The 12,896-nt window shown below is 69.3% G+C and carries 11 protein-coding genes; 3 read left to right on the top strand and 8 right to left on the bottom strand.

Going from position 1 to position 12,896, the window contains the following annotated elements; genetic code table 11:
* From ACIRGA_RS28970 to ACIRGA_RS28945, 6 genes are all read right to left on the bottom strand, one after another.
* A partial coding sequence (locus ACIRGA_RS28970; protein WP_400946664.1) for an alpha/beta fold hydrolase occupies positions 1 to 843 on the bottom strand: 843 nt, incomplete at its 3' end.
* Positions 840 to 2,111: a transporter gene (locus tag ACIRGA_RS28965; protein WP_400946661.1), complete on the bottom strand. Its 1,272-nt coding sequence runs from the start codon at positions 2,109 to 2,111 to the stop codon at positions 840 to 842. The genes ACIRGA_RS28965 and ACIRGA_RS28970, both read right to left, overlap by 4 nt.
* Before the next feature lie 2 nt (positions 2,112 to 2,113).
* On the bottom strand, positions 2,114 to 2,626 hold the full coding sequence (locus ACIRGA_RS28960) for a hypothetical protein (protein WP_400946658.1): 513 nt from the start codon (positions 2,624 to 2,626) through the stop codon (positions 2,114 to 2,116).
* Complete coding sequence (locus ACIRGA_RS28955) at positions 2,623 to 4,761, bottom strand: hydantoinase/oxoprolinase family protein (RefSeq protein WP_400946655.1); 2,139 nt, start codon at positions 4,759 to 4,761, stop codon at positions 2,623 to 2,625. Before ACIRGA_RS28955 ends, ACIRGA_RS28960 begins: the two co-directional genes overlap by 4 nt.
* A 24-nt stretch (positions 4,762 to 4,785) precedes the next feature.
* Positions 4,786 to 6,408, bottom strand: a complete 1,623-nt coding sequence (locus ACIRGA_RS28950) for an FAD-dependent oxidoreductase (protein ID WP_400946652.1) — start codon at positions 6,406 to 6,408, stop codon at positions 4,786 to 4,788.
* Positions 6,409 to 6,416: 8 nt separating this feature from the next.
* On the bottom strand, positions 6,417 to 7,418 hold the full coding sequence (locus ACIRGA_RS28945; RefSeq protein WP_400946650.1) for a LacI family DNA-binding transcriptional regulator: 1,002 nt from the start codon (positions 7,416 to 7,418) through the stop codon (positions 6,417 to 6,419).
* A 195-nt stretch (positions 7,419 to 7,613) separates the two neighbouring features.
* Here ACIRGA_RS28945 and ACIRGA_RS28940 point away from each other — a divergent pair, with 195 nt between their 5' ends.
* Both ACIRGA_RS28940 and ACIRGA_RS28935 read left to right on the top strand, forming a co-directional pair.
* Complete coding sequence (locus ACIRGA_RS28940) at positions 7,614 to 8,612, top strand: hypothetical protein (RefSeq protein ID WP_400946647.1); 999 nt, start codon at positions 7,614 to 7,616, stop codon at positions 8,610 to 8,612.
* 128 nt (positions 8,613 to 8,740) lie between these two features.
* Complete coding sequence (locus ACIRGA_RS28935) at positions 8,741 to 10,750, top strand: acyltransferase family protein (protein WP_400946645.1); 2,010 nt, start codon at positions 8,741 to 8,743, stop codon at positions 10,748 to 10,750.
* Here the strand turns inward: ACIRGA_RS28935 and ACIRGA_RS28930 are convergent, their stop codons facing one another.
* Positions 10,751 to 11,317, bottom strand: a complete 567-nt coding sequence (locus tag ACIRGA_RS28930) for a TetR/AcrR family transcriptional regulator (RefSeq protein ID WP_400946642.1) — start codon at positions 11,315 to 11,317, stop codon at positions 10,751 to 10,753.
* 89 nt (positions 11,318 to 11,406) lie between these two features.
* On the opposite strand from ACIRGA_RS28930, the gene ACIRGA_RS28925 reads away from it, so the two are divergent.
* On the top strand, positions 11,407 to 11,868 hold the full coding sequence (locus tag ACIRGA_RS28925) for a nuclear transport factor 2 family protein (RefSeq protein WP_400946640.1): 462 nt from the start codon (positions 11,407 to 11,409) through the stop codon (positions 11,866 to 11,868).
* Between the two features lies 1 nt (position 11,869).
* Here ACIRGA_RS28925 and ACIRGA_RS28920 read toward each other — a convergent pair whose 3' ends face one another.
* Positions 11,870 to 12,553, bottom strand: a complete 684-nt coding sequence (locus ACIRGA_RS28920) for a class I SAM-dependent methyltransferase (protein WP_400946638.1) — start codon at positions 12,551 to 12,553, stop codon at positions 11,870 to 11,872.
* Positions 12,554 to 12,896: the final 343 nt, after the last annotated feature.

Raw genomic sequence — 12,896 nt, 5'->3', positions numbered from 1 at the left:
GGCCGCCCCCCCGCGGGCCCGCGGCGCGGCCCTCGCCCGCGCGCCGCCGCGCCGCGGCGGCGGGGGGGGGGGCGCGGCCCCCCCCCCCCCCCCCCCCCCCCCCCCCCCCCCCCCCCCCCACCACCTGACGCCCGAAAGCCACCGCACGGTGACCTCCAGCGCCCCGTCCGCCGAGTCCCCGAACCCGTGCCCCGCGCCTGCGAGAGAGTGCCAATCCGTCTCAGGCCGGGCGAGAGCCACGTCCCGCGCGACGGCGTGAGAAACGTGCTCATCCCCCGAACCGTGAACGACGAGCGCCGGCATCCGCGACGCCAGAAAAGCGCCTCCAGGATCGAAGTGAGCGAACTCCTCGAACAGTGTCGCGCCCAGTTCGAACCGGCCTTCGATGTCCAGAAATCCCTTATCCGCCAACGAAGTCCGGTCCGAATACAGGGCGTTCCCCCTCGGCAGCTCCGGTTCGAGGAAGGTCCGCCGCAGGTCGAGCACCGGCTGCCACAGCACGACCCGCCGCACGGGCAACGTCGCCAGTGACAGGGTCGTGCTCACCGCGCCGAAACTCGAGGCCACCACCGAGACGGGGCCGCCCACCGATTCCACCGCGGCGCGCAGGTCGAGGAGTTCACCCGCGATGGTCATGTCCCTCGGCCGCCCCTCACTCCGGCCGTGCCCGCGAAAAGAGAACCGCAGCACCGTGAAACCCGCCGCGGTGAGACGCAGCGCGAGCGCGGTGAAGAGCCCGTTCTCGTCGAGATCCGCGGTGATGCCGTGGACGAGCACGACCGTTTCCGGGCCGCCCTCGTGCCGCACGCTGTCGAGCCGGAGCCCGTCGGACGTCGTGATCACAGGTACAGCACCGCGGTGAGCACCATGCCGCCCATACCGACCAGCCAGGTGTACGGCAACGTCGAGACCATCGCCCGTTCCGGGCGCACCCCGGCGTACTGCGACGCCCACACCGTCTGCGTGCTGGTCGGGTCGGAGACGCTGAACACCTGGTTGTACGAGGCCATCAGCCCGACGACGGCCGGAAGCGGGTAGATGCCGCCGGTGACCAGTACCCCCGCGACACCGGCGCCGAGCCCGAACACGTTGAGCGGGCCGCGGAACAGGCATAGCGGGACCAGTGCGGCGAAGACCACGACGAACCACACCGCCCCCGACGGGCTGATCGCCGCCACGATCGGCGTCAGTGCGCCCTTCGCGCCGGGGAGTTTCACCGCGGCCAGCAGCATCCCGATGGCCACGAACAGCGCGATCGGCGGCGCCGCGACGTCGAACGCCTTGTACAGCGAGCGCAGGCCACGTCCGCTGAGCTCGCCCCATTTCGTCGTCGTCACGAGCGCGTAGACGACGCCGGCCAGCAGGGACGGCACGATCGGCACCGCGAACCCGAGGGCCAGGACGATCGGCAGCAGCGGCGAAAGCAGCGCGTACCAAGGTGCGTCGCCACGACGGACGCGTGCCTTCGGCCGGTCCAGCTTCACCGCCCACGTGTGCCGGGCACCGCGCCGCGTCTGGATGAGGACGTAGGCGATGCCCACGACGAGCGCCATCGGGAACAGTTTGATCATGATCGACTTGACGTCGGAGACGGGCGCGCCCAGTGCGTCGGACAGGAACTGCCAGACGGCCAGTTCCAGCGGCGAGCCCGCCGAAATGCCCATCAGCACGGTGCCGCCCGCCGCGACCGGGCTGACGCCGACGGCGATCATCGCCGGGATGCCGACGACACCGGCGAGCATGGCCGCCGGGGCCGAGCCGGTGATGCTGCCGCACAGGATCGACACGGCGAACACGCCGAGCGCGACGACCGACGGCCGTTCCCCGCCGAACTCGACGATCTTGCGCACGAGGGTGCCGGCGATACCGGTCTCGTCCATCAGCGTGCCGAGCCACGAGCCGAGCAGGACGGCGATCATCGTGGAAGCCAGTGTCGCGGAGCCGGTCTGGAGTACGCCGGTCAGGATGCTGTCTTTCGCGCCCGTCATGGGCGCTCCGGCGAGGACGGCGATGCCGAGCGCGAGCAGTACCAGCGCGAACGCCGTGGGCAGCACGCGGGTGAGCATCAGCACGACGCCCACCGCCATCAGGACGAGAATCGCGATTCCCATGGTCAGTTCCCTCCCGCGAGCGCGGTGGTGATGAGCAGCGGGCTGACGCCCAGACCGCTGCGGAGGTGAGCGAAGCGGTGCGCGGCGATCTCCTCCGCGCCGGCGACGTGGCCTCGGAGACGCAGTGGCCCGAGCCGGAACGCGGTATGCCCGAGCCGACGGTTGAGTTCGCGCACGTCGAGCCGGTGGTGCGCGAGTTCGTGTGCCACCGCGGCCCGGCGCAGCGCTTCGCGGGTGACCGGCCATCCGCGTGCTCGTGCCAGCTTCTCGACCCGGCGCAGCGCCTCGGTGTACACGACGACAGTGCCGCGCTGATGCTCGGCGAGCAGCAGCTCGCTGTCGCTGACGCCGCCTTCGCGCTCCACGACCTCGATGTCGCCGGAATCGCTTCCGGCCGCCAGTTCGTCGCCGTAAGCCAAGGCGATCTCCGCCCAGGTGCGCAGTTGCCGCTCGGAACGGTTCTCGTGAGTGGGCGTCGCCCGCAGCAGGCCGACGGCCAGATCGACGTCGCTCATCGGCGGTCCTGGAGGATCACGACGACCGGCTCGTCACTCGCGCGGGTCTTCAGCTCGGCCCCGGCCAGCGCGAGCAGCTGGTCCCGGTCGAGCACACCGGACAGATCCGCGATCTTGGGTCCCACCAGCAACCAGACGGCAGGCGCGCGAGAACCGCCGTCGCCGTAGCGAGTGTGCTGGTCGGCGAGCGCGGCCAGCCGCGTCGGGGCGGCACCGGCGTCGGAGGTCTCGACGACGGCACCGGCACCGTGCAGCCGGATCACGCCTTCGCCGTCGACGACCCGCACATGCTGGACCGGTTTCGTGAACCGGCCGAACACGCCTTGCCTGCGGGCCGACGCGGTGAAGACGCGGTGATGCGCGGTGGCCGCGACGCGCCGCAGCCGATCGGCTCCGACACCGATGCTGCGCGCGACCGCGGCGCCGACCTCATCATCGTCCACTGTGGACGCTCGGTCCTTGGTGCGCAGTTCGGTCGCGCCGGTGGCCACCGCGCGCACCAGGTTGCGCTGCGGGTCGACCGTGACGTCGACTTCGACACCGGCCGGATCGGCGCCTTGCGCGACGACGGCGGCCTCGGCTTCGGACCGCACGGCGAGGACATCGGCGTTGGAGGGACTGGGCACGATCCGCTCGACCGACTCCCGGACCAGCGCCAGCGCGGCGCCGAGCGGGCTGATGACTTCGGCGTGCGCGGCGATCCGCCAGTCGTGCCCGGAATCCTCGCCGAGGAACGGGGTGACCGCGGCCGCCCCGCCTCCGCCGCCGACCAGGGTCGGCCGATCCAGCCGATATTCCCGGACCAGCTCGTCGACGACCGCGCGCACCGGCTTCACCGCCTGGCGAGACACCGCCCGCGCGGCTTCCTCCACCGAGGTACCCATCGCCGCCGCGAGCGGTACCAGCGCCAGCCGCGCGGACTCCGCCTCGGAACGCGCGTAGGAATCAGCGGGCACGACGCCGAGCGCGTTGGCGGCACACGTCAGAGTGAGCGCGTACCGCTTGCCGTCGGCCGCTTCCAGCGCGACGTAGTCACTCGGATCGTCCGGGCGAGGGGAAACGGTGACCAGTTTCGCCCCCTCCAATGCCGACGCGGGCGCGAAACACGCGTACGGCAGGCCCGCGATATGCGCGCTGCGAGGCCCGACGTCGGTCACCGAACGGCCGGAGAATCTGACCAGGGAGCCGCCGCCGACGCCGATCGTGCGCACGTCGAGTGCGGGCAGGTACGTCTCGTGCCCGCCGAGATGCGCGTGACGCACCAGCACGCGTCCACGCCGGACCACGCTGATGTCGGTGGACGTGCCGCCGGTCTCGAGGAACAAGCCTTCGCTGAGCTTCTCCCCCATCAACGCGCCCGCGACTCCCGCGGCGGGCCCGGACAACGCTGTCAGCAGCGGTCGTCGCCGCATCTCCGGCAACGACATGACGCCGCCGTCCCCACGCACCACCATCAACGGCGCGGTCACCCCCGCCCGGCGCACACTCGCCTCGACCAGGTCGGCGGTCGACACCATGCGCGGCATGATCCCCGCGTTCAGCACCGCGGTGCGCGCCCGCTTCGTGAGCCCGTACAGGCCGGTGATCTCGTGCGTGGCCGTGGCGAGCACGTCCCGCTCCCGAGCGACGGCCGCCACCGCTCGCTCCCCTTCCGGATCGTCCACACTGAACGGTTCGACGGCGACGATCACTTCCGCCCCTTGGCGGACCAGATCCTCGACGGCTTCGCCCGCGTCGGAGAGCTCACGCACCGGCGCGAACCGCACCGGGAGTTTCCGCCCGGGCGCCAGCTCCATTTTCGCGAACGCCCCGAGCCGCCGGGTGGCGAAGGCGTCGAAACCGGTCCCCACCCCGGCGATCCCGACCGTCGCCACGTCACCTTCCAGCAGCGCGTTGGTCGCCTGGGTGGTGCCGTGCGCGAGGAACGACACGTCCTCCGCGCCGATGCCGACCTCGGCACGGAGTTTCTCCAGCGCCTCGAGGATCCCGTGTGCGACGCCGTCTTCGTGGTCGTGGCTGGTCGGGACCTTGATCTGACCGAGCAATGCGAACGTGCGCGCGTCGACGGCGACAGCGTCGGTGAACGTGCCACCGACATCGATGCCGACGCGGACCGGAGTGGGCTTGGACGTCATCGTCCACCTCCTGGGGGAATGGGGTCAGTAACCGCGGACCTCGGGCCAGCGTCGTTCGACGCCTGCCCGGTCCAGCACTCGGGCGAACTCCTCGAACCGCGCCGGGTCCTCCCGGACGGCGTGCGGCTCGCCGCCGCCGCGGATCGCGAACCCGGCGAGGTGGCCGGCGACTTCGCCGACGTTCCACTCCACGGGGTGCAGCCGGTGGCAGCCGTTCGTGATGTGGGTCGTGCCGATGTTCTTCCCCGCGGGCACCAGGTTCCGCATCCGCTGGGGCAGCAACGCGCCGAGCGGCAGCTCGAACGGCACACTCGGGACGTCGACGTAGGTGTCGCCCGCCGTCGAGGGATGCAGATCGATCCGGTAGCTGCCGACGCCGACGGAGTCCTCGCGGCGTTTGCGGCCGGTCGGCCCGAGCACGTCGAGCGAAACGTCCTGCTCGACGATCGTCGTGACAGCCTGGATCCGCCGTGCTTCGCGCACATAAGCGGATTTGGCCAGACCGTCGTCGGTGTCGACGACGTCGCGCCGCAGCTTCAGGCCGGGGAAGCCGGTGCCGCCGTCGAGCCTCGGTGCCTCGGTCTGCAACCAGTACAGCACCGACAACGAGAGCTGTTTCGCCTCGTGATGGGCCAGCGCGACGTCCTCGGCGGTGCTCACGCCGTCGATCTCCACCGCGGGCCGCAGCCAGTAGTCGTTGAGGGGCCAGTTCACCAGCGTGATGTCCGAGTCGAACGCGCCCGGCCGGTGCAGCTTGCGCGCGAGGATCCGGCGGAAACCCCACAGCTCCTTGTCGCCGGCGTCGGCGCTCTGATCCGCGCTCACCGCCAGCGGATCGGTGTCCGGGTTCGGGTCGAAGGTGCGCCCGACCGGGGCCAGCGAACGCGGATCCGGGGCCAGGAAACCGAGCAGCGGCCCCGGCCAGAAATCCGGCTGGTATTCGCGCCAGAATCCGTACATCTCCGGCCGGTCGATCGTGTGGTCCTCGCCCGCGTGATGCGAAAGAGCGAAGCAGTAGGTGATCCCCTGGAGGTTGCCGGGATCGGCCTGCTCCGGGGCGTGCGGTTCGCCGTGATCGGACTGGGCTTCAGCGCCGATCGCGAACTCGGTGCCGCTCAACGGCAGCAGATCGCCGTTCTCGGTCGCGTCGAGCACGTACTCCGCGCGCACCGTGGTGCGCTCCCCGCCGGGCCCTTCGAACGTGACGGCGTCGACGCGATCGCCGCTCACCTCCGCCGCGACCGGCCGGTGACGCGGCAGCACGGTGAGCCGCCCGGCGGCCCGGTGCGGCGCTAGCATCGCCTCCAGCACGGCGAGCGCCACACGCGGTTCGTGACACAGCTTGCTCACCCGGCCGGCGCCGGGGTTCAGGTCGGTCAACGCGGCCGCCTCCGCGCGCAGCGGATAGTTCCGCCGGTAGTAGTCACGCACGCCTTCACGGAAGGCTCGATACGTCGCCGTGCCACCGAAACGCTCGATCCACGGGTTCTCGTCCGGGGGAACCGCCTGCGCGGTGAACTGACCGCCGAGCCAGTCGGTCTCCTCGGTCAGCACGACGTGATGCCCCGCCGATGCGGCGGCGAGCGCGGCGGCGACGCCGCCCACCCCACCACCCGCGACGAGGATCTCGGTGCCGAGTTCAGCCATGTTCCGTCCTATCGGGATCGCGGTGGGCCGACCTGGGAGCCGTCCACCTGTGGGCACCGCAACAGCTGCTGCGGCGCGGTCGTCCGTTCGGTCACGAGGTCGACCAGCAGCCGCACGGCGCGCCTGCCCATCTCCCGCATGGGAACCTCGAAACCGCTCACTCCGGGCGGACCACCGAGTACCGCCAGCGAGAGATCGTCCGGAGTGGACAGTCCGGCGGCGTCGACGGCCCGCCGGACCGCCCGGTACGCCGTCCCGGTGTCGGTCCCCTCCACCACGACGGCGGTCACCCCGTCGGCGACCCAGCCACGGACGGTCGTCGCGGTCAAATCCGTGCCCTGCAAGCGGACGACGCCGGTCTGCGGGGCCGCCCGGAGCACTCCGCGCTGCCGGTCCTCCGAAGACGGCGCTTCGTCGGCCTCGCGCACGTAGCGGATTTCGCGGTGCCCGAGATCGAGCAGACGCCGCAGCACCAGCCCGGAAGCCGTCACGTAATCCGCGCCGACGTACGGGATCCGGCCACCGAGTTCCGGACGCCGTCCGATGTAGACCAACGGGAAGCCGTCGTCGACGAGCCGCGACACCGGCCCTTCGGGCACGTGCCTGCCGAAGAACAGGCAGCCGTCGGCCAGCCGGGTCCGGCGGATTGCGGCTTCCTGCCGGGCGCCGGGTCCGCTGGTGCCGGTGAACAGGATGAGGTCCTGGCCGAGGTGGGCCGCTTCCTCCTCCACACCGGACAGAATCGGGTGATAGGTGTCCGCCTCGTCGGTCGGGAACGCGCTCCGGAAGGTGTAGAGGCCGAGCAGGTTCGACCGTGACCGCGCGAGCCTGGTCGCGACCGGATGCGGCACATAGCCGAGATCCTGCGCCACCTCCATCACCCGCCGCCGGGTCGACTCGGCCATCCGCACCGACCGGTTCCCGCCCAGCACCACCGAGACGGTCGCCTGCGAGACCCCGGCGATGCGGGCGATGTCCGCCTGCCGCGGCGGCCTCCGTCCTGATGCCATTCCGTCTCCTCGGGGCCGTGCTAATGCGGTTTAGCCGAGGATCTGTCCGAGGTCCGCCGAAATCAAGGAAACCGGCTCATCCTGTCCGGTACCGCCGCTGAGCAGGACTAATACGTATTAGCTCCTTGACGGTCCGCATCGGCGGTCCGAATGGTTGGAGGAAGCACGTCAACGCCGACGAGAGGGAGTGTCCGCATGACCGAGCTGTCCCGACGCGCGGCTCTGCGCGGAGCCGCCGGAGTAGGCCTCGGCCTGGCCGCGATACCCGTCCTGGGCGCCGGTACCGCGGCCGCGGCACCGGCCGGATTCCCGGAGTACCGGTTCCTGCGCACCGCGTTCGACAAGAGCAAACTGAAGTACAACCCGACCGGCGAGCTGATCTTCCCGTGCATCCGCGGTGTCGCGGGCCGGATCGCGAATCCGCTCGGCCGCTACTACCTCTACTACGCCCCGCACGACGCCCCGGGCGGGATCTGCCTTTCCTACGCCGACAGCCTCGAAGGCCCCTTCATCGAGTACCCGAACAACCCGATCGTCAAGAGGACCTGGGCTCCGCACTACGACGTCTCCCACGTTTCGTCGTCGCACGTGCTGTGGAACGAGGACGCGCGCGAACTGTGGCTGTACTTCCACGGCGAGAACACCACGACCCGTCTCGCACGGTCGAAGGACGGCATCCATTTCACCTACGACAAGGTCGTGCTCTCCACCTCGATGCTGCCCGCGGGCACCACCGAGAGCTCCTACGCGCGGGTGTTCCGGCACGACCTGCCGTCGCGGGGCGCCAAGTACGTGATGGTGTTCATGATCAACGACAAGAGCAACCACCGCTCGATCGGCTGGGGTTGGTCCGCCGACGGACGGAACTGGACGTTCTCGCAGACCCCGCTGATCCGTCCCGAAGAAGTCGGCGCGAGCAATATCGGCGCTCCGACCATCGCCCGACGCGGCACCTCGACATACGTGATCTACCACGAGAACATCGAAGCCGGCGGCAACATGCTCATCACCGAGGTCGGGAACGACTTCGGCAAGCGCAAGCATCTCGGCGTCTTCCACGCCCCGCTGCCGGGCGCACCGGACAACGGGCGCTGCGCGGCTCCTTCGTTCGGGACCATGAACGGCAAGGAGTACATGTTCTACGAAGCCGGTGCGCGGCTGGACGGCTCGATCGCGATCGCGCGCGCGGTTTGACCTAGACCGGCGTGAAGGGGACTTTCCTCGCGTGGGATGCGGGGAAAGTCCCTCTGACGGTGGAACAAAATCACCCTGGGTGACCACCTAGGCTGCCAGCACGTCCGCCCGTCAGTGAGGAACCACCTATGTCGACCGCCGAAGCAGCGGAGACTCACCGCCGCTATCGGCCCGAGTTGCAGGGGTTGCGTGCCCTCGCGGCGCTACTGGTCGTGGTCTACCACGTGTGGCTGGGCCGGATCTCCGGCGGCGTCGACGTCTTCTTCCTGATCTCCGGATTCCTGATCACCGGCCAGCTGGTCCGGGCCGCCGGCCGCGGGCGGATCGCGTTCCGCCCGCTGTGGGGCCGGATGCTCAAACGGCTGTTCCCCGCCGCGCTGACCGTGCTCTTCGTGGTGCTCTTCCTGGGGATGTGGCTACTGCCGCAGGATCGGTGGTTCCAGACGATCAAGGAGGTCTTCGCCGCCGCGCTGTACGTCGAGAATTGGCGGCTGGCGGCGGATTCGGTCGACTACTTCGCCCGGCACAATACGGCGAGCGTCGTCCAGCACTACTGGTCGCTGTCCATCCAGGGGCAGTTCTATCTCGTGTGGCCGCTGCTGATCGGGCTTGTGGCCTTCGCCGCCACCCGCCTCCGCCGCTCTCTGACCGGCACGGTCGCGATCACGCTCGGTGTGCTGTTCGCCGCGTCGCTGGCGTTTTCGATCCGGCTGACCGCGACGAACCAGCCGCTCGCCTACTTCCACTCCCTCACCCGGGTCTGGGAGTTCGCCCTCGGCGGGCTGCTCGCACTGGCCATCGACCGTTTCGTGCTGCCTCGGCTCGCCCGGATCCTGCTGGGCTGGCTCGGCGTGGCCGGGCTGGTGACCTGCGGGATGATCCTGGACGTCGGCGAGGTGTTCCCCGGCTGGGCGGCCCTGTGGCCGACCGGCTCCGCCGCGCTCGTGATCGTCGCGGGTGTCACCGGTAGCAGGGTGGGCGCGGATCGATTCCTGTCGTCCCGGCCGCTGGTCCACCTGGGCAACCTCAGCTACGCGTTGTACCTGTGGCATTGGCCGGTGCTGCTGTTCTACCTGGTCGCCCGGCAGCGCGAGGCCGTCGGACCACTCGGCGGGGCGGCGATCATCGGCGTTTCGCTGGTCTTGGCGGCCGCCACCCACCGGTTCGTCGAAGAACCGGTGCGGAGGTCCTCGATCGGCGAGCGGACGCGCTGGGGTGCCTATCGGTTCGCCGCGCTCGCGCTCCTCCCGGTGCTCCTGGTCGCCGGAACCTGGCAGGTGGTGAGCACCAAGAAGGCCGATTTCACCATCGCGCTCGACGACGACCATCATCCCGGCGCGATGGCCCGCGACCCGGAAGCGCCGAAGAAGACCGTCCCCGGCCAAGAAGCGGTACCGCCGTTGATCGCCGTTCCGAACGACTGGGGCGGTATCCCCGACGCGCAGTGCACACCGTCCCGGTTCGACCAGATCCTCGAAGTCTGCACTTCCCGCCCCGAGGGCACCCCGGCGAAGACGATCGTCGCCGTCGGCGACTCGCATATGCAGCAATACCTGGCCGCGATCAAGCCGATGGCGGAGAAGAACAACTACCAGGTCACCTTCATGCTCAAGGGAGCCTGCCCGTTCTCCACGACGTCGGACGCGATGCCGGGCGACGCCGGCTGTCTCGCGTGGAATTCCGCGGCACAGAAGGAAATCCTGGCGATGCGGCCCGACGCCGTCGTGGCACTGTCCACTCGCGACGTCCGGGTCGGCCCCACCGAGAAGACACCGCAGGGTTTCGTCGACCAGTGGAAGGTCCTCGACCGCGCGGGGATCCCGGTCGTGGCGATCCGCGACAGCCCCCGCCCCGGTTTCTCCCCTCCCACCTGCATCGACGCCCACGGAGTCAAAGCGCCCGAATGCAGCGTGCCGCGGGACAAGCTGCTCGCCGAGGCACCGTACGCGAAACTCAAGGACATCCCCGCGAACGTTTCCTTTCTCGACTTCAGCGACTACTTCTGCGGGCGGGGGCTCTGCCGTCCGGTCGTGGGGAACGTGCTGGTGTACATGGACGACAACCACGTCACCGCCAGCTTCATGACCACCCTCTCCCCGGTGCTGGAAAGAGGCATGATCAGCGCGCTCGGCTGGTGATCACGACCTTCCGAGCAACGCCTCGACCGCCTCGCGCGCCTGACGCGCCGGCGCCGGGTCGCCGCTGATACCCGCCGTCACTATCGCCCCTTCGGCGAGCAGGTAGACCGGTTCCGCCACCGGCAGCCCGGTGGCCCGCACCCAGTTGTCGATCTGCTCGTGGAACGCCCGTTTGTGCGCCCGCACCTCGGCCAGTACCGCCGCGGAAGACGGGCCGAGTTCCCCGTGGGCGTTGATCCAGGCGCAGCCTCGGAAGCCCGGTTCGGCGAACCACCCGGCAAGCCAGTCGAAGATCGCGAGCACGCGCTCCCGAGGATCCGGGACCTGTTCCACATGGGCGGCCAGGCTGCCCCTCCAGCGCCGATCACGCCGTTCGAGCATCGCCACCACGAGGTCTTCCTTGGCTTCGAAGAACCGGTAGATCCGCTTGAGCGACAGGCCGGACGCCGCGCGGACCTGATCCATGCCGACCACCTGGATGCCGTTCTCGTAGAAGAGTTTCTCGGCGGCATCGAGCAGGGCTTCGCGGTCCACGCGGTTCTGCTCGTCGGTGACGGCGGCCGGCATCGGTACTCCCTTGACGTCGAGAACGGTCGTTCCCTATCGTAGGCGCCAGACATGGAGAACGCACGTTCTCAACACGAGGAGGCTCCACGATGACGGAAGATCGCCCGCCCTATCCGCCGTTCACCCAGGAGACGGCGCTACGGAAGGTCCAAGCGGCGGAGGACGGCTGGAACACCCGCGATCCCCGGAAGGTGGCGTCGGCGTACACGCCGGACTCCGTCTGGCGGAACCGCGACACCTTCGTCCGGGGCCGGGAGGAGATCGTCACGTTCCTGACCGGGAAGTGGGAGCGGGAACTGGACTACGCGCTGCGCAAGAACCTCTGGACGTTCACCGAGAACCGGATCGCCGTCAGGTTCCAGTACGAATGGCACGACCGGACCGGACAGTGGTGGCGCAGCTACGGCAACGAGCTCTGGGAGTTCGACGAGCACGGTCTCATGAGCCGTCGCGAGGCGAGTATCAACGACGTCGCCATCTCCGAGAGCGAGCGACGCATCTTCGGCCCGCGTCCGAAGGAGGAACACGGAGCCGAATTCCCGCTTCGCTGACTCACTCCACGATCGAAGAGATCTCCCACAGCCCCAAGGACTTATCGGCGTAGGCGCCGCCCTCTTCGGTGCACCCCTCGACCAGTACGGCCAGCGGCTCCGGGAACCCGAACGGGTCCCGGCACAGGTTCAGCGGACGCCAGTCGCCGGTCACGATGTCGGTGTTGGTGTCCAGTTCGGTGAACGTCGTGGTCAGCAGGTACCGGGAACCGCTCTGCCGGAGGTTGCGCAACGCCTGCTCGATGTCGGCGAAACTCAGATGTACCAAGCAATCCCGGCACAGCACGAGATCCGCGGACGGCAGCGGGTCTGCGGTCAGATCGAGCACCCGGAACTCGTGGACCGGGTCGCCCTGGAACCGTTCGGCGTTCAGTTCGATCAGATCGGGAACGATGTCGGCACCGATGTACCGATCGAGATCGAGGTCCACCTCGCTGAGCCAGCCGTAGTCGCCGCATGGCAGGTCGAGCAGCGTTCGCACCCCGAAGCGATCGAGGAGAGCGGGCAACCGGTCGCTCAGCTCCCGCGTCTGGACCGACTCGGAGCCAGGCCCGGAGGCCGACGACGAACTCCACAGCCGGGAGCGGAAGATATAGGTGAAACGGTCCTGGGTCCCCATGCTTTCCAGCTCATCGGCGACCCGGCGGAAATTGACCTGCGCCGTGGTGATCGGTCGTTCGTCCACCTCCGCATCGTAGATCACCTCGCGCTCACCTAAGGGCATGAAGGCCTCCTTGCGTGCATCAGGCGCAGGGGCCCGGACATCGTCGGCTGTCCGGTCGTGAGTGGCGATCCGGCTCGTTCGAGGAGTGAGTGACAGCTCTGACTGTCCACAAGGGACAATTTCCGGCTGCGCGGTGTCCGATTTATATCGATATGCGCTGTCCTGACAGAGATCGTGAGTGGCAATGAGGGTTCTATTGAGGGGTAAGGCAAACGTGGCATGGTCGGTGCGGGTGGGTCGTGGGTGGGGGGTGGGGGGGGTGAACCCCAACCCCCACAACACCCAACGCGGGTACAGGGCGGCA

Source organism: Amycolatopsis sp. NPDC102389 (genome assembly GCF_044765885.1).
Taxonomy (GTDB): Bacteria; Actinomycetota; Actinomycetes; order Mycobacteriales; family Pseudonocardiaceae; genus Amycolatopsis.
Note: the sequence above shows the minus strand (reverse complement) of the source record. Positions and strands in the feature narration are given on the sequence as shown.